General features: G+C 70.2%; 14 protein-coding genes and 2 tRNA genes. 4 read left to right on the top strand and 12 right to left on the bottom strand.

Going from position 1 to position 17310, the window contains the following annotated elements:
• Positions 1 to 32 precede the first annotated feature (32 nt).
• The 4 genes from PUT80_RS03030 to aztA form a co-directional block, all read right to left on the bottom strand.
• A complete protein-coding gene (locus PUT80_RS03030) occupies positions 33 to 2312 on the bottom strand; it encodes a hypothetical protein (RefSeq protein WP_275291014.1) in 2280 nt (759 codons plus the stop codon).
• 22 nt (positions 2313 to 2334) lie between these two features.
• Positions 2335 to 2407 (bottom strand) — tRNA-Asn (locus PUT80_RS03025).
• Between the two features lie 11 nt (positions 2408 to 2418).
• Positions 2419 to 2493 (bottom strand) — tRNA-Thr (locus PUT80_RS03020).
• Between the two features lie 61 nt (positions 2494 to 2554).
• Positions 2555 to 3277, bottom strand: a complete 723-nt coding sequence (aztA, locus tag PUT80_RS03015; protein WP_037806346.1) for a zinc ABC transporter ATP-binding protein AztA — start codon at positions 3275 to 3277, stop codon at positions 2555 to 2557.
• Positions 3278 to 3326: 49 nt separating this feature from the next.
• On the opposite strand from aztA, the gene aztB reads away from it, so the two are divergent.
• The 4 genes from aztB to aztD all read left to right on the top strand — a co-directional run bounded on the left by aztB (position 3327) and on the right by aztD (position 7471).
• Positions 3327 to 4148: a zinc ABC transporter permease AztB gene (aztB, locus tag PUT80_RS03010; protein WP_043838566.1), complete on the top strand. Its 822-nt coding sequence runs from the start codon at positions 3327 to 3329 to the stop codon at positions 4146 to 4148.
• A gap of 36 nt (positions 4149 to 4184) precedes the next feature.
• Positions 4185 to 5369 (top strand): hypothetical protein, encoded by a 1185-nt coding sequence (locus PUT80_RS03005; protein ID WP_275291013.1) that lies wholly within the window; start codon positions 4185 to 4187, stop codon positions 5367 to 5369.
• On the top strand, positions 5366 to 6265 hold the full coding sequence (aztC, locus tag PUT80_RS03000) for a zinc ABC transporter substrate-binding protein AztC (protein ID WP_275291012.1): 900 nt from the start codon (positions 5366 to 5368) through the stop codon (positions 6263 to 6265). The genes PUT80_RS03005 and aztC overlap by 4 nt, the downstream gene beginning before the upstream one ends.
• Before the next feature lie 102 nt (positions 6266 to 6367).
• The gene (aztD, locus tag PUT80_RS02995; RefSeq protein ID WP_275291096.1) at positions 6368 to 7471 is read left to right on the top strand and encodes a zinc metallochaperone AztD; all 1104 of its coding nucleotides are present in this window, start codon (positions 6368 to 6370) and stop codon (positions 7469 to 7471) included.
• 44 nt (positions 7472 to 7515) lie between these two features.
• Here aztD and mmsB read toward each other — a convergent pair whose 3' ends face one another.
• From mmsB to PUT80_RS02955, 8 genes are all read right to left on the bottom strand, one after another.
• Positions 7516 to 8751, bottom strand: a complete 1236-nt coding sequence (gene mmsB / locus PUT80_RS02990; RefSeq protein WP_037806337.1) for a multiple monosaccharide ABC transporter permease — start codon at positions 8749 to 8751, stop codon at positions 7516 to 7518.
• The gene (gene mmsA, locus PUT80_RS02985; protein WP_037806335.1) at positions 8748 to 10268 is read right to left on the bottom strand and encodes a multiple monosaccharide ABC transporter ATP-binding protein; all 1521 of its coding nucleotides are present in this window, start codon (positions 10266 to 10268) and stop codon (positions 8748 to 8750) included. Before mmsA ends, mmsB begins: the two co-directional genes overlap by 4 nt.
• On the bottom strand, positions 10265 to 11371 hold the full coding sequence (gene chvE / locus PUT80_RS02980; RefSeq protein WP_275291011.1) for a multiple monosaccharide ABC transporter substrate-binding protein: 1107 nt from the start codon (positions 11369 to 11371) through the stop codon (positions 10265 to 10267). Before chvE ends, mmsA begins: the two co-directional genes overlap by 4 nt.
• A gap of 17 nt (positions 11372 to 11388) precedes the next feature.
• Positions 11389 to 12894 carry an L-arabinose isomerase gene (araA, locus tag PUT80_RS02975; RefSeq protein WP_275291010.1) on the bottom strand — a complete coding sequence of 502 codons (1506 nt, stop codon included), beginning with the start codon at positions 12892 to 12894 and terminating at the stop codon, positions 11389 to 11391.
• A 26-nt stretch (positions 12895 to 12920) separates the two neighbouring features.
• A complete protein-coding gene (locus tag PUT80_RS02970) occupies positions 12921 to 13598 on the bottom strand; it encodes an L-ribulose-5-phosphate 4-epimerase (RefSeq protein ID WP_238606501.1) in 678 nt (225 codons plus the stop codon).
• A complete protein-coding gene (gene araB, locus PUT80_RS02965) occupies positions 13598 to 15268 on the bottom strand; it encodes a ribulokinase (protein WP_275291009.1) in 1671 nt (556 codons plus the stop codon). The genes PUT80_RS02970 and araB overlap by 1 nt, the downstream gene beginning before the upstream one ends.
• Positions 15269 to 15376: 108 nt before the next feature.
• On the bottom strand, positions 15377 to 16393 hold the full coding sequence (locus PUT80_RS02960; protein ID WP_275291008.1) for a LacI family DNA-binding transcriptional regulator: 1017 nt from the start codon (positions 16391 to 16393) through the stop codon (positions 15377 to 15379).
• A 117-nt stretch (positions 16394 to 16510) separates the two neighbouring features.
• On the bottom strand, positions 16511 to 17305 hold the full coding sequence (locus PUT80_RS02955) for an IclR family transcriptional regulator (protein WP_134732129.1): 795 nt from the start codon (positions 17303 to 17305) through the stop codon (positions 16511 to 16513).
• Between the last annotated feature and the right edge of the window lie 5 nt (positions 17306 to 17310).

Below are 17310 nucleotides of genomic sequence, written 5' to 3'. Positions count from 1 at the left end.
CGGCTGTCGGCTTGGTGCCGCGTCCCGTCTCCCTAGCCGCGCGCCGGTCGGACCTCGGGCAGGCACCAGTGCTTTCCCGTAGTCCACCCGAGAAAACGCCGTCCGTTCCCGCCGCCGATCCGGCCCTCCGGGGTGAACCGGCCGCCTTCCACCACGTGTGCCAAGCCGGTCACGGCCGGGGTGAAGCGTTCGGCCAGGCCCGCTCGGGTTACCTGCTCGGCGAGCTCGCGGACGGTCGCGCGCTGAGTTTCGACGTCGCAGAAACTCAGGAAGAACAGCGCCTGCCGCCAGGCGTAGGCCGCGTTCTTGACCGCTTGCAGGGCCGCGTGGTGGTGGTCGGTGCGCGTCGCCAGCCGGATCACCGTCCACGTCAGCGACTCGGCGGCCAGTTCAGGGGCCGACGCCTGGAGCCGCTTCCGCAGATCGAGCGTGTGCACCAGGACTGCCAGGTTCTGCGTCGTGAGAATCTGGCTCTGCTCCAGCACCGTGCCGTTCACCGCAACCGAGCGGAGCCGCCACGACGTGCGGGTTCCGCCGGCTCGGGCGAAGCACAGGTCGGCGAAGTCGTTGGCGGTGCCCTTCGCGAGCGCGCGGAACCGGCGCGGGCGGGGCTCCGACGTCCAGGATTCCGGCAGGTCGTAGTAGCGCGCGTAGAGCGTGCCCGCCATCGTGCGGCTCGTGAGTTCCGCTGCCGTGCGCCACTTCGCGGTGAAGATGCCCATGAAGATGTCGGCGGCGACCTCCTCGACCAGCGGCATCGGCAGCCCGGCCTGTTTCGCCAGCGCGCCCAGTTCGCGCACCAGCGTGTTCGGCAGGATCGCCTGCGGGAACGCGCTGAGCGCCAGCAGCACCGTCTGGGAGAGCGTCTGGCGGGCGGCCCGGGTGGCGTCCGGACGCCGCGTTCGCAGCCAGTCGAGCGCGTGGACCCAGGGGAGTTCCTCGATCCGGACCTGGTTTTCCAGGTCGAGCAGCAGCAAACTGCGGCGACGGCGGAAGGCCGCGTAGGTCTGCGCGTACAGCGTCGAAAGCTGCTCGTTGTCGAAGTTCGCGGCCAGCAGTTGCGCGGTGATCTGCGGCAGGACCGTCGCGAGGACGTCCGCCGACGTGATCACCTTCCGCGCGACCAGTTCTTCGATCGGTGCCTCCAGCGCGCGGGCGACCTTGGCGACCAAGTGCGCCGGCGCGTCCCCGGCGACCGGCTCGATCGACGGCAGCCCGCCGTCGGCCGGGAAGCGGTCCAGTCGTTCGGCCAGCGCGGCGGCGAGTTCGGCGTGCGTGGGCCGCGCGGCGACCGAGGCCTGCAGCGCTCGCAGCGCCGCCCGCGGTTCCGAGCCCGGCTCGCCGTGCTTGGTGATCGTGTTCGCCAGGGCACGGCGGATCCAGCCGACGTCCCGGCCGGTCAGTTCCGAGCTGTCCTGCTCGCACGCCCGCAACGCGCGGTACAGCCGGGTGAAGTTGCTCTTCGGGTGGACGTGGACTCCCGACGCGGTGTGCCGGAAGCGCGCGCTTGCGTAGTCCGCGAGCCATTCGGCGCGACGCTGCTGCCAGTCCTCCGGCCAGGTACGGCACGGCCATCCGCCGGTGACGCCGGTTTCGTCCAGCCGCGGCAGTTCGCCTTCGACGGTGTCGCACCACAGCGCGACCAGCCGGTCGAACAGCGGGTGCCATACCGTCAGCGTTTCCAGCATCGCCTTGATCGCGGGCGGGGTGCTCGCGGACCGCAGCGATTCCCGGACTTCGCCGACGGTGCTCAGCCGGACCAGTGCGCCCGCCGGTCGCGGCGCCGAGCCGGGCAGCGGGGCCAGGCGCAGGCGATGCAGGTGCGGCCGCAGTTCGGCGATCAGGTCGAGCGCCGCTTCGGCGTGCCCGTGCTCCAGCAGCCACGCGACGGTCGGCAGCGCGGCGTCCTCCGGGACGTCGATCCGGTAGGACTCGGTGGCGAGCATGGCGCGCAGCGCGGCGAGCCCGGCGTCGGTGAGGTACCAGAGGTTGAGCCGTTCGCGGTCGGTCCGGCCCGGTCCGTCGGGGCACAGCGCGGCCTCGGCGGGGGACAGCGGGACCTCGGCCAGGAACCGGCCGGTGGCGAACCCGCCGTGCACGACTTCGAGGGTCACCCACGCCGGAGTGCCCGCGACCGGGGCCCGCGAGCCGATCCGCAGCGAACCGGTGGCCATGCCCGTGAGGACGTCCTGCCACCGGTCGGCCTTCGCCCGCGCACGACGGCGCGTCCCGCCGTCCTTCGCGGACAAGGCGGTGCGCACAGCCCGTTCGAGCTGCCCGTAGGCGTACCCCGGCGACGCGGTGTGTCCCATGTGGATTCCCCCTGTGGTCAAGACTTGGAGGCAGGATTCGAACCTGCGCCTTCCCGGGTAACAGCCGGGTGTTCTGCCTGCTGAACTACTCCAAGGAGCGGGGAAATGGACATGGAGGCGGGACTCGAACCCGCGCCCTCCCGGTTACGAGCCGGGTGATCTGCCGCTGATCTACTCCATGCCGTTCCCCGCGTCCGGAATCCTATGTCGCGGCGGGACAGCGCCGCCACCGAAATTCCGGCTTACCCTGCGGGGTCCGGAAAATCCGGCAGACCCCACCCGGCGGCCACTCGGTCCCGGGTGAGCACCGCGGACGGCAGCCCTTCGGCAAGCAACCGCCCGTCGCGCAGCAGCAGACAGTGGGCCGCGCGGCGGGCAACCATGAGGTCGTGGGTGATGCGGACAACGGTCGTCCCGCCGCGCACCGTCGCGTCGAGCGCGTCGTCGATGAGGGTCTGCGCGTGCAGGTCCAGACCGGCCGCGGGTTCGTCTAGCAGCAGCAGATCCGACTGCTGGGCAAGGGCTTGGGCCACGAGCGTCCGTTGCCGCTGGCCGCCGGAGAGCGTGCCCAGCGGCTGGTCGGCGATCGACGCGATGTCCAGTTGCTCCAGGCAATCCTCGACGACCGTCCGGTCCCGGGCGGTGAGCCTGCGCCACGGGCCGCGGTGCGCCCAGCGGGCCATGGTCACCGTGGCGCGGACGGTGATCGGGAGTTCGCCGGACACCTCGCTGTACTGGGTCGCGTAGGCGGCGCGGAACCGGCTGGTGCGGTGCAGCGTGCCGGAGCTGATCGGCTGGATTCCGGCGATCACGTTGAGCAGGGTCGATTTCCCGGCCCCGTTCGCCCCGACGACGGCGGTGCTCCGCGCCGCGGGCAGCTCGGCGGTGATCCCGCCGAGCACCTCGTGCGACCCGTAGCCCGCGCGGACGTTCCGCAAGGTGACAGCCGGTTCGGCAAGGTTCACCAAAGCCCCCCTTAAAGAGAATGAAAACCATTTCCACTATAGTGGCGCCGTGACCTGGTTGCTGACCCCCTTCGACGTGTCGTTCGTGCAGCGCGCGCTCGTCGCCGGGGTCCTCGTGTCGGTGATGTGCGCGCTGGCGGGCACCTGGGTGGTGTTGCGCGGGATGGCTTTCCTGGGGGAGGCGCTGTCGCACGGCATGCTGCCCGGGGTGGCGATCGCGTCGCTGGCGGGAGTGAACCCGCTGCTCGGCGCGGTGCTGAGCGCCGCGGTGATGGCCGGGGGAGTGACCGTGCTGGGCCGGTCGCGGCGGTTGTCGCAGGACACGCTGATCGGGCTGCTGTTCGTGGGGATGCTCGCCGCCGGCGTGATCATCGTGTCCCATTCGCAGTCGTTCGCGGTCGACCTCACCGGGTTCCTCTTCGGCGACGTGCTCGCCGTCGGCACCGGCGATCTGCTGGTCCTGGCGATCGCGCTGGGGCTGGTCGCCGCGGTGTCGCTTCTCGGGTACCGCCCGTTCGCCGCCGTCGCCTTCGATGTCCGCAAGGCCCAGACGCTGGGGCTGCGGCCAGGTCTCGCGAACGCACTGGTGCTGGCGCTGGTGACCGTGACCGTGGTCGCGTCGTTCCGGGTCGTCGGCACCTTGCTGGCGTTCGGGTTGCTGATCGGCCCGGCGGCCGCGGCCACGTTCTGGGCGCGCCGCATCACGACGGTCATGGTGCTCGCCGCGCTGCTGGGGATCCTGTCGACGGTCGCGGGCTTGCTCGTGTCCTGGCACTGGGGCACGGCCGCGGGAGCCAGCATCGCCGCCGCCGCGATCGCACTGTTCTTTCTCTCCGCTCTGCTGTCCGCCGTCCGCGGCCGCCGTCGCTGAACGAATCCGTTGTCCGACAACAGAAATCGAGGACGCATGACGACATCTCCTGTCCGCCGGGCGGCGGGCGTGCTGGCCGTGGCGGCGCTGCTGGCCGCCTGCGGGCACGATCCGGCGGAGCAACCCGCTACCACGCCGCACGGCTACGTCGAGGGAGCGGAGGAAACCGCCGAGGCACAGTCGAGGCTGGTCGTCGCCGACGCCTCGACCGGTGCGGCGCACGTGCTCGACCTGATCACCGAGCAAGTCACTCCGGTCGGAACGGTGGAGGGCGCGCATGCGATCGCCGGGGACGGCCGGTTCGGCTACCTCACCGGCCGCGCCGACGGGGTCCGCGTCATCGACAGCGGTGCGTGGATGGTCGACCACGGCGACCACGTGCACTACTACCGCGCCGCGGTGCGCGAGACCGGAACCGCGCCGGGGCAGCGGCTGCTGGCGGCATACAGCGATCCCGCGGTCACCGCACTGTCCTTTCCGGACGGAACTGCCAAGTTGCTGGACCGCGCGAAACTGGACCGCGGTTCGATCGCCGAACTCGGCACGATCGCGCGGAGTCCGCATGCCGGGGTAGCGGTGCCTTATCGCGAACGCGTCCTGGCGTCGGTTGCCGATGGCGTGCGGGTGCACGATCGGCAGGGCAAGCAGGTCGCGGAGATCGCCCAGCCGTGCCCGGAACTGAGCGGTGCGGCCGTCACGCGGCGGGGCGTCGTCTTCGGTTGCGCGGACGGCGCGTTGCTGGTCACCGAGCAGGACGGGACGTTCGCCGGGGAGAAGATCCCCTACCCGCGTCCGGTCGGCAAGGAGGAACGCGCCTCCAGGTTCGCGCACCGGCCCGGCAGCACGACCCTCGCCGCCGCGGCCGGGACTGACGCGGTGTGGGCACTGGACGTCCGGGCCCGGAAGTGGTCCCGGATCGAGACCGGTCCGGTCGCCGCACTGAACGCTGTGGGTGAGGACGCGCCGGTCTTGATGCTGACCCGGGACGGCGTGTTGCGGGCCTTCGACCCAGCCACCGGGGCGCAGCAGGCGCAAGTCCCGTTGCTGCCCGCGGTCAATGGCCCGGTCACCCCGGCGATCCAGGTCGACGCGACCCGCGCCTACGTCAACAACCCGGCCTCCGGCGAGATCTACGAGATCGACTACAACGACCACCTCCGCCGAGCCCGGACGCTCACCGTTCCCGGCAAGGCCAGCTACGTCGTGGAGACCGGCCGATGAGCAGAATCCAGGCCCTGCTGGTCGCCGCGCTCCTGGTGGTGTCCGGCTGTTCCGGCGCGGGCGCGAGCGGCGCTTCGGTGGTGGTGACCACGAACATCCTCGGCGACATCACCCGCCGCATCGTCGGCGACCAGGCGGGCGTGAAGGTGCTGATGAAACCGAACGCCGACCCGCATTCCTTCGGCATTTCCGCACAGCAGGCGGCGGAGGTCGAACACGCGGGGCTGATCGTCTACAACGGACTCGGGCTCGAGGAAGGCATGCTGCGCACGGTCCAGGCGGCCGAGCGCAACGGGGTCCCGGCGCTGGCAGTGGGCGAGCGGGCCGATCCGATCAGCTACGCCGCCCACGGCGGTCCGGATCCGCATTTCTGGACTGATCCCGGCCGTGTCCGCGCTGCCGTGCCGGTGATCGCCGAGCAGATCGTCGCGCGGGTGTCCGGAGTGGACGGGAACGTGATCCGGGCCAACGCCGAACGGTACCGGCAGGAGCTCGGCACGCTCGAGGACACGATGCGCCGCCGGTTCGCGGAAATCCCGCCGCAGCGCCGGAAACTGGTCACCAACCACCACGTGTTCGGCTACCTGGCCCAGCGGTTCGGCTTCCAGGTCGTCGGCGCGGTGATCCCGAGCGGCACCACGCTCGCCTCGCCCAGCGCGTCCGACCTGAAGTCGCTGGCCGACGCGGTGCGCGCGGCCGGGGTCCCGGCGGTCTTCGCCGATTCCTCCCAGCCGGACCGCCTCGCGCGGGTGCTCGCTGACCAGGCGGGCGTGCGGGTGCGGGTGAAGTCGCTGTTCTCGGAATCCCTCAGCGAACCCGGCCAAGGCGCGGCGACCTACCTGGAGATGATGCGCGCCAATACCGACGCGATCGTCGACGGCCTGGCCGCGCCCTGATCTTCGACACCGAGAAAACCCATCCCCACCAAGGAGAACGAAATGCCAGTGCCGCCCTACCGAACCGCCTGCGCCGCTCTCGCCGCGGCCGGGCTGCTGACGATGACCGCCTGCGGATCCCCGGAGCCGCCCCCGGCAGCCGCACCCCAGACGGTCGCCGATCCGGTCGCGATCACCTACGACGGCGGGATCTCCCTGCTGGACGGGAAGACCCTGAAGGTCGTCAAGGACCTCCCGCTGCCCGGCTTCAACCGCCTCAACCCGGCCGGGAACGACCGGCACCTGATCGTGTCCACGGCCACCGGGTTCCGGCTCCTCGACGCGGCGGGCGCGACGCTGACCGACACCGAAATCCGCGCCCCGAAGCCGGGACACGTGGTGCGGCACGCAGGCAAAACGGTCCTCTTCTCCGACGGCACCGGCGAAATTACGGTGCTCGACCCGGCGACGCTCGGGAGCGGGAAACCGCCCGCGCCGCAGCACAAAACCCCGGAACCGCATCACGGCGTCGCGGTCGAACTGGCCAACGGCGAGCTGGTCGCCACGATCGGCAACGAGGACACCCGGAACGGCATCGCGGTGCGGGACAAGTACGGCAAGGAGATCGCGCGCAACGACCAATGCCCGGGCGTGCACGGCGAAGCGACCGCGCGGGGCGAGACCGTTGTGGTCGGCTGCGAGACCGGCGCGCTGATCTACCGCGCGGGCAAGATCACCAAGGTGACCAGCCCGGACGCCTACGGGCGCATCGGCAATCAGGCAGGCTCCCCGCAGTCGTCGATCACGCTGGGAGACTACAAAACCGACAAGGAAGCGGAACTGGAGCGGCCGACGCGGGTCTCGCTGATCGATACCGAGAAGGCCAGCCTGCGGCATGTGGACCTCGGCACCAGCTACACCTTCCGCTCCCTGGCCCGCGGCCCGCAGGGCGAGGGCCTGGTGCTGGGCACCGACGGCAAGATCCACGTGATCGACCCTGCCGCGGCTCGCGTGACCCGGACGATCCCGGTGATCGGCTCGTGGCAGGAGCCGCTCGAATGGCAGCAGCCGCGTCCGGCGCTGTTCGTCCGGGGCGGGACGGCGTATGTGACGGATCCGGGCAAGAAGGAGGTCCACGCGGTCGATCTCGGGACGGGGGAGAAGACCGCGACCGGCACGCTTCCTGGGGTGCCGAACGAGCTCAGCGGGGTTGTCGCGGAAAGCTGAGCAAGTGGCTGGTGGGCGGCGAAACATCGCCCACCAGCCACGAGTCAGCGAGCAGCAGCGCGGCGCTTCGTCCAGATGTCGTAAGCGACCGCCGCGAGCAGGACCGCGCCTTTGACGAGCATGACGCGTTCGCTGGGCGCCCCGATCAGGGACATCCCGTTGTTGATCACCGCCATGATCAGGCCGCCGGTGATGGCTCCGACGACCTTGCCGACCCCGCCCTGGACGGCCGCGCCGCCGATGAACGCGGCGGCGATGGCGTCGAGTTCGAAGTTGACGCCCGCGGTGGGCCCGGCCTGGTTGAGCCGTCCGGCGAAGATGATGCCGGCGAGCGCGGCGAGGACGCCCATGTTGACGAACACCCAGAACGTCACGGATTTGACCTTGACCCCGGACAGCGTCGCGGCCTGGAGGTTCCCGCCGATGGCGTAGATGTGCCTGCCGAACACGGATTTCCCGGCGACGAGCGAGTAGCCGAGCACGAGCACCGCGAGCAGGACGAGGACCCACGGCAGATTGCGGAACCGGGCCAGTTGCACGACCACGGCGAGCACCAGCGCGGCGGCGACGGCGATCTTCAGCACGAACAGCGGGAACGGGTCGACTTCCTGGCCGTAGCCGAGCCGGGCGGCGCGTTTGCGCCATTGCGTGAGCACGATTCCGGCCACCACGACGACCCCGGCGAGCAGGCTGACCAGGTCCGCGCCGCCGAGCGGGCCGAGGCCGATGTTGCCGAGGTATCCGCCGGTGAAGCCGTTGGACAGGGTGCGGATCGCGTCCGGGAAGGGGCCGATGCCCTGGTTGCCGAGCACGGTGAGGGTGAGCGCGCGGAAGGCGAGCATCCCGGCGAGGGTCACGATGAACGCGGGGATGCCGAAGTACGCGACCCAGTATCCCTGCCAGGCGCCGATCACCGCGCCGACGACGAGGGTGAGCACGACCGCGAGCGGCCAGGGCAGCCCGAGGTTCACGGTGAGGACGGCGGCGACCGCGCCGGTCATCGCCACCACCGAGCCCGCGGACAGGTCGATGTGCCCGGAGATGATCACCAGGATCATCCCGATGGCGAGGATCAGCACGTAGGAGTTCTGGACGATGATGTTCGAGATGTTCTGCGGTTCGAGCAGCGCGCCGCCGGTGATCACCTCGAACAGCACGACGATCAGCGCGAACGCGACGTAGATGCCGCTTTGCCGGAGGTTGATCGAGATCCGCCGGGGGCTGCGCCCGGCGGGCGGGGCGGCCGGATCGGCTGGCCGCACGGGGTTGGCGGTGGTCATGGCCGTTCCTTCGTCATGTGTCGCATGAGCAGTTCCTGGGTGGCGTCGGCGCGGGCGACCTCGCCGGTGATCCGGCCCGCGGAGAGCGTGTAAATGCGGTCGCAGAGGCCGAGCAGTTCGGGGAGTTCCGACGAGATGACGAGGACCGCTTTCCCCTGCGCGGCCATCTCGTTGACGATCGTGTAGATCTCGTACTTCGCGCCGACGTCGATGCCGCGGGTCGGCTCGTCGAGGATCAGCACGTCCGGGTCGGTGAAGATCCACTTGGCCAGCACGACCTTCTGCTGGTTGCCGCCGGACAGCTTCCCGGTGACGCTGCGCACCGACGGCGCCTTGATCCGGAGATCGCGGTGGAACCGGAGCGCGACGTCGTGTTCGGTGTGCTCGTTGACCCAGCCGCGGCGGGAGAGCGAGGGCAGTCCCGCCGCGGAGGTGTTGCGCTGGATGTCGTCGATCAGGTTGAGCCCGTAGAGCTTCCGGTCCTCGGTGGCGTAGGCGATGCCGTTGCGGATGGCGTCGCGGACCGACCGCAGCGCGATCTCCTTGCCGTCCTTGACCAGCCGCCCCGAGATGTTCGTGCCGTACGAGCGGCCGAAGACGCTCATCGCGAGTTCGGTGCGGCCCGCGCCCATCAGCCCGGCGAGCCCGACGATCTCGCCGCGACGCAGGGTCAGGTTCGCCCCGTCCACGACGACCCGCCCGGGCTGGTTCGGGCTGTGCACCGTCCAGTCCTCGATCCGGAGCACCTCCTCGCCGATGTCCGGTTCCCGCGGCGGGAAGCGGTGTTCGAGGTCCCGCCCGACCATGCCGGTGATGATGCGTTCCTCGCTCAGCCCGGCGGCGCCTAGCGTTTCGATCGTCTTGCCGTCGCGCAGGATCGTGACGGTGTCGGCGATCGCGGTGACCTCGCCGAGCTTGTGCGAGATGATCACGCACGTGACGCCGTCGTCCCGCAGTTCGCGCAGCAACCCGAGCAGATGCGCCGAATCGTCGTCGTTGAGCGCGGCCGTCGGCTCGTCGAGGATGAGCAGTTTGACGCGCTTGGACAGGGCTTTGGCGATCTCGACCAGCTGCTGTTTGCCCACGCCGAGTTCGCTGACCGGCGTGACGGCGTTCTCGCGCAGCCCGACCCGGCGCAGCAGGTCGGCGGCCTCGTGGTTGGTCCGGTTCCAGTCGACCCAGCCGCGCCGGGCCCGTTCGTTGCCGAGGAAGATGTTCTCGGCGATCGAAAGCTGCCCGCACAGCGCGAGTTCCTGGTGGATGATCACGATGCCGCGGCGTTCGCTGTCGCGGATGGACCCGAACGCGCAGGCCTGGCCGTCGAAGGTGATCTCGCCGTCGTAGCTGCCGTGCGGGTGGACGCCGGACAGGATCTTCATCAGGGTGGACTTCCCGGCGCCGTTCTCTCCGCAGACGGCGTGGATCTCCCCGCGCCGCACCGACAGCGTGACGTCGGACAGCGCGGTGACGCCGGGGAAGGTCTTGGTGATCCCGCGCATGCCGAGCAGTTCGGTCATTTCAGCTGGCCCGCCGTGTAGTAGCCGGAGTCGAGCAGCTCCTTCTGGTAGTTGGACTTGTCCACCACGACCGGCTGCAGCAGCTGGGACGGGACGACCTTCTTGCCGTTGTCGTAGTCGGTGGTGTTGTTGACCGCGGGCTTCTGTCCCTTGAGGACGGAGTCGGCCATCTTCACCGTGACGTCGGCGAGCTTGCGGGTGTCCTTGAAGACGGTGGAGTACTGCTCGCCCGCGATGATGGACTTGACCGAGGCGACTTCGGCGTCCTGTCCGGTGACGACCGGGTAGGGCTGGCCCGCGGTGCCGTAGCCGTTGCTCTTGAGCGCCGACAGGATCCCGATCGAGAGGCCGTCGTAGGGGGAGAGCACGCCCTGGACCTTCGCGCCGCCGGTGTAGGTCTTGGTGAGCAGGTCTTCCATCCGGCGCTGCGCGGTGGCCGGGTCCCAGCGCAGGATCGCGGTCGGCGCGAAGTCGACCTGACCGCTCTTGACCACCAGCTTCTTGCTCGCGATCAGCGGTTTGAGGACCGACATCGCGCCGTTGTAGAAGAAGGTCGCGTTGTTGTCGTCCGGCGAGCCGCTGAACAGTTCGATGTTGAACGGGCCCGGTCCGTCGCCGAGGCCCTTGAGCAGCGAGTTCGCCTGCTCGACGCCGACCTTGAAGTTGTCGAAGGTGGCGTAGTAATCCACGGCGGTGGAGTTGCGGATGAGCCGGTCGTAGGCGATCACCGGGACCTTGCGGTCGGCGGCCTCCTGCAGCTGGGTGGTGAGCGCGGTACCGTCGATCGAGGCGACGACGAGCAGTTTCGCGCCCTTGGTCAGCTGGTTCTCGATCTGGTTGACCTGGGTGGGGATGTCGTTCTCGGCGTACTGCAGGTCGACCTGGTAGCCGAGCTTCTCCAGCGCGGCCTTGATGTTGTCCCCGTCGTGGATCCAGCGCTCCGACGATTTGGTCGGCATCGTCACGCCGACCAGCGCGCCGGCGGATCCGCCCGCCTGCTGGTCGACGGTCTTCGCGCTGGACCCGCAGGCGGCGGCGCCGAACGCGAGCACCGCGACCCCGGCCGTCGCCGCGACGGTGCGGATTCCTCGAATGAACCTCATTGTTCGTTCTCCTTCTTTCAGAAACCCTGGGCGAGCCGGTGGTAGGCCTGGTTCCAGCGGATGCGGTCGGCGAAGTCCGCGGTGGTGGTGTGTCCGTCGATGACGAGCAGTTCGACGTCGAGCATGCGGGCGAAGTCCCGCACGGTCTCGGTGCCGACCGCCTGGGTGAGCACGGTGTGGTGCGGTCCGCCCGCGGTGATCCACGCTTCCGCGGACGTGGCGAGCGACGGCGCGGGCTTCCACACCGCGCGGGCCACCGGCAGGTTCGGCAGTGGCTCGTCGGGCGGGACCACGTCGATCTCGTTGGCCACCAGGCGGAACCGGTCGCCGAGGTCGATCAGGCCCAGCACCGTGCCCTGGCCGGCGGCGGCGTCGAAGACCAGCCGCACCGGGTCCTCGCGGCCGCCGATGCCGAGCGGGTGGATCTCGCACGACGGCTGGCCCGCGGCGATGCTGGGGCACACCTCGAGCATGTGCGCGCCGAGGATCTTCGGTTCGCCAGGCCCGAAGTGGTAGGTGTAATCCTCCATAAAGGACGTTCCGTGGTCCGAGCCGCGGCCCATCGCTTTCACCGACGCCAGCAGCGCGGACGTCTTCCAGTCGCCCTCGCCGCCGAAGCCGTAGCCGTCGGCCATCAGCCGCTGCACTGCTAGTCCCGGCAGCTGGCGGAGTCCGCCGAGATCCTCGAAGTTCGTGGTGAACGCGCCGAACCCGCCTTCAGCGAGGAAGGACCGCAAGCCGAGTTCGATCCGCGCGGCGTAGCGCAGCGACTCGTGCCGCTCACCGGCGCGCGCCAGTTCCGGGGCGAGCGCGTACTCGTCGGCGTACTGCGCGACCAGGCTGTCGACGTCCGAGGCGGAGGCCGCGTCGACCCGTTCGGCGAGCTCGGTGACGCCGTAGGTGTTCACCGAGACACCGAACCGCAGCTCCGCCTCGACCTTGTCGCCTTCGGTGACCGCGACGTCGCGCATATTGTCGCCGAACCGGGCCAGTTTCAGGGCCCGCAGGTGAGCCGCGCCGATCGCCGCGCGCGCCCACGCGTCGATCCGGGCGACCACCGCCGGATCGGCCGCGTGCCCGGCGACCGTCTTGCGCGGGATGCCGAGCCGGGTCTGGACGAACCCGAACTCCCGGTCGCCGTGCGCGGCCTGGTTGAGGTTCATGTAGTCCATGTCGAGCGTGGCCCACGGCAGCGCCGCGTCGAGCTGGGTGTGCAAGTGCAGCAACGGTTTGCGCAGCGCGTCGAGCCCGCTGATCCACATCTTCGCCGGGCTGAAGGTGTGCATCCACGCGATCACGCCGACGCACGCGGGGTCGGCGTTGGCCTCCTGCAGCACCTGCCGGATCCCGGCGGACTCGGTCAGCACCGGTTTCCCGACCAGTTCGCACGGGAGCCCGCCGGAATCGGCCAGCAGCTGCCGGATCCGCAGCGACTGCCCGGCGACCTGGTCGAGGGTCTCCTCGCCGTAGAGCGCCTGGCTGCCGGTGAGGAACCACACCTGCGGCTTGGTCGCGGAAATCATCTGTTCTCCTTGCTGGATCAGGGTTTTCAGCGCTGCCCGTAGACGTTCTGGTAGCGCGCGTGCAGCCGGTCGACGTCGGTTCCCGACAGCGGGACGGGCGTGCCGAGCTGGTGTGCGATGTGGACGGTGCGGGCCACGTCCTCGACCATCACCGCGGCCTTCACCGCGTCCCGCGCGGTCGCGCCGACGGTGAACGGGCCGTGGTTGCGCATCAGGACCGCGGGGGAACGGGTCGCGCGCAGCGTTTCCACGATGCCGCGGCCGATCGAGTCGTCGCCGATCAACGCGAACGGGCCGACCGGGATCTCGCCGCCGAACTCGTCGGCGATCATCGTGAGCACGCACGGGATCGGCTCGCCGCGCGCCGCCCAGGCGGTCGCGTAGGTCGAATGGGTGTGCACGACCCCGCCGACCTCGGGCAGATGCCGGTAGACGTAGGCGTGCGCGGCGGTGTCCGACGACGGGGCGAGTTCGCCGTGCACGAGTTCGCCGTTCAGGTCGGTGACGACCATGGTGTCGGCGCTCAGGTCGTCGTAGGACACTCCGGACGGCTTGATCACCATCAGGTCCTCGCCGGGCACCCGCGCCGACACGTTGCCCGAGGTCCAGACGACCAGCTCGTTGCGCGTCAGCTCGCTGTGCAGCCGCGCGACGGATTCCCGCAGCTCCGCGATCGTCCCGCGCGCCTGGGCGGTCAGCGTCATCAGTTCTGTCCTTTCGCGACAGTGGCCAGTTCGCGGCGGCGCGCGGCGAGACGGTGCAGCACGTCGTTGCCGCCGCGGCCGAAGTAGTCGTGCAGCGCGGTGTATTCCGCGTACAGCTCGTCGTAGGCCGACACGTTCGCCAGCACGGGTTGGTGCGCCATCCGCTGGACCGAGCCCATCGCCGCCGCGGCCGCGCGCACGTCGGGATAGGCGCCGGCGGCGACCGCGGCGTGGATCGCGGAGCCGAGCGCGGGTCCCTGCGCCGAGCCGATCAGCGAGAGCGGGAGGCCGGTGACGTCGGCGTAGATCTGCATCAGCAACGGATTCTTGGTCAGCCCGCCCGCGACGATCAGCTCGGTGACCGGAACCCCGGCGGCCTCGAAGGTTTCGATGATCTTGCGGGTGCCGAACGCGGTGGCCTCCAGCAGCGCCCGGTACACGTGCTCGGGCCGGGTGCTCAGCGTCTGCCCGACGAGCACGCCGGACAGCTCGTGGTCGACCAGGACCGACCGGTTGCCGCTGTGCCAGTCGAGCGCGACCAGTCCGTGCTCGCCGATCTCCTGCTGCGCCGCGAGCCCGGTCAGGAACTCGTGGAGCCCTTCGGTGCGCGCAGCGTCCGAATAGGACTGGGGGACGCAGTGGTCGACGAACCAGCCGAAGATGTCGCCGACCCCGCTCTGCCCTGCCTCGTAACCCCAGAGCCCGGGGACGATGCCGCCGTCGACGACCCCGCACATGCCCGGGACCTCGCGCAGGTCGGCGCCGTTCATGACGTGGCAGGTCGACGTGCCCATGATCGCGACCATCTGGCCCGGCTCGACCGCCTGCGCGGCCGGCGCGGTGACGTGCGCGTCGACGTTCCCGACCGCGACCGCGATCCCGGCGGGCAGCCCGGTCCAGGCCGCGGCTTCCGGGCTGAGCTTCCCGGCGAGCGAGCCCAGCTGGCCGATCGGATGGTCGAGCTTGTCCTCCACAAAGGACGCGAAGCCGGGGTTGAGGCTGCCGAGAAATTCCCGGCCCGGGTAGCGGCCGTCCTGGTAGATCCCCTTGTAGCCGGCCGTGCAGGCGTTGCGGACATAAGTTCCGGTGAGCTGCCAGACGATCCAGTCCGCCGCTTCGACCCAATGCCGCATGGCCCGGTAGACCTCGGGGGCTTCTTCGAACAGCTGCAGCGCCTTGGCGAACTCCCATTCGGACGAGATCAGCCCGCCGTATCGCGGCAGCCACGGCTCAGCGCGTTCGCGGGCCACGGCGTTGATGCGATCGGCCTGTGGTTGCGCGGCGTGGTGCCGCCACAGCTTCACGTACGCGTGCGGATTGCCGGTGAACTCCGGGAGTTCGGACAGGGGAGTGCCGTCCGCGGTGGTCGGAATCATCGTGCAGGCGGTGAAATCCGTGCCGATCCCGATCACGTCCTGCGGGTTGGCGCCCGCTTCGGCCAGCGCGGCGGGCACGGCGGTGCGCAGGACGTCCACGTAGTCCGACGGAACCTGCAACGCCCAGCCCGGCGGCAACTCCTCGGCGGTGGCGGGAAGCCGGTCGTCGACGACCCCGTGCCGGTATTCGGTCACGGCGGTCCCCAGTTCGGCGCCGTCGCGCACCCGGACCACCACGGCGCGTCCGGAGAGCGTGCCGAAGTCGATGCCGACGACGAGGGAATCTGCTGGCACTGGAGGGATTTCCTTCCGGACTCCACGCCGCGCGACGGGCTGCCGCTCGACTGTTAGCGCTAACATTTGGAGGGTGATCGCTTGCGTGAATGCGGTCGTGCGGTGCTCTTACCGGGGCCCGGTGCTGTCCCGGACGATCAGATCGGGTGCGACGAGATGGCGGATGCCGGGGTCGCCGCCTTCCATGCGTTCGACGAGCAGCCGAAACGTCCGCCGCCCGACCTCGATGAAGTCCTGCCGGACGGTGGTCAGCGGCGGGCTGAAGTACGCCGCCTCCGGCACGTCGTCGAACCCGGCCACGCGCACCTGGCCCGGCACCGAGATGCCGGCCTCGGCGAACGCGCGCAGCACGCCCAGCGCCATCTGGTCGTTCGCGACGAACACCGCGTCGGGCCGTGTTTCGGCGACCAGACGGCGTCCCGCGTCGTAGCCGGAACGCGGACTCCAATCCCCGCGCAACGGCGGCGGCACCTGCGCTCCGCGCCGCTCGAGCGCTTCCCGCCAGCCGCGCTCGCGTTCGAGCGATTCCAGCCAGTCCTCCGGCCCGGCGACGTGCCACACGGTTTCGTGCCCGAGCGACAGCAGATGCTCGGTCACCCGGCGGGCCCCGTCGTACTGGTCGACCGAGATCACCGGCACCGGAACGTATTCGCCGCCGCCGACCGCGACCATCGGGATGTCGCCGGTCACCTGCCGCAACGCCTCGCCGGCCGCGACGTGCGGCGCGATCACCACGATCCCGCCGACCGCCTGCCGTCGCAGATTGTCCACCGCCTCAGCGAAAGTCGATCGCCGCGGCCGGCTGACGCTGGAGATGGTGACCCCGTAACCCTCCTCGCGAGCGGCGTGTTCGATGCCGTAGAGCGTGCTCGCCGGACCGTACAAATTGGACTCCAGCGCGACGACGCCGAGAATGCTCGACCGCCCGGTCGCCAACGTCCTGGCCGCCGAGTTCGGCCGGTACCCCAGTTCCTCCACCGCGGCGAGCACCCGGGCCCGCGTCTCCGCGCGAACCGTCCCGGTGTCGTTGACGACCCGGGAGACAGTCATGTGCGAAACACCCGCCATGGCAGCCACTTCGGCCAGCCCGGGCTGGCGTTTGGCAGTGGGACCGTCGGTGGGCATCCCCGCACCTCCTCGCTGAAGTTCGCGGCGTGAGCATGGCAATGTTAGCGATAACAGGCGGCTGGTCAAGGCTTTCTTCGCAACTTGGTGCGGGACTGGTGCCGACGGGGCGGCGTCTCACCGCCGCGGAACCGGCCGAGAAAGCCGAAGCTCGATCAACTCCGCCCCTCGCCGCAACAGATCCACCCACTGCTCCGGATCATGCTGAAACCGGGAAGCGGACCACCCAACCGACAAACTCCCGTACGGTTCCCCGCGCAAAAACACCGGCACCGCGAGCGTCGCCACCCCGGTGTCGTACTCGCCGGTGGTGAACGCCCAACCCCGCTCGGCGACCTCGGCCAGTTGTTCGCGGAGCACGGCGAGATCGGTGACCGTATCCGGCGTGAACCGGGCCATCGGCCGGTCGGCGAACAACCGGTCGCGTTCCTCTTCGGACAGGAACGCGAAGTAAGCCTTGCTCGTCGCCCCCGCATGCGCCGGGTACAGCTCGCCGACCAGTGAGTAGCCGCGCAGCCGTCCGTCCGCGCCTTCCGCGGCCAGCACGCATCGGGTGTGCGCACCGTCGGGCAGGGACAGCAGGGCGGCGTGTCCGGTCTGGGCGGCGAGGTCGGACAGGACCGGGGCAACCAGCAGATCCAGCGCCCCGGCCCGGTCCCACATCCGGCCCAGGTGGAGAGCGGCTGGGCCGATCCGGTACTTGCGGGTGCTGTCGTCGCGGACCAGGAAACCGCGGTGGGCCAGCACGGCCAGGAGCCGCTGGGCGATCGACGTGTGCAGCCCGAACTCGCGGGCCACCGCGGTGACGCCCCATTCCGGGCGGGCGCGGTCGAACGCGAGCAGGACCTGCAGCGCGCGGTCCGCGGTCTGCGGCAGGCCGGGCGGGGTGGTGCGGTCGTCGGGGTCCGGCATCCAGC

Source organism: Amycolatopsis sp. La24 (assembly GCF_029087445.1).
In the GTDB taxonomy this organism is placed as follows: domain Bacteria; phylum Actinomycetota; class Actinomycetes; order Mycobacteriales; family Pseudonocardiaceae; genus Amycolatopsis; species Amycolatopsis nivea.
This window is presented reverse-complemented; position numbering and strand designations above follow the sequence as displayed.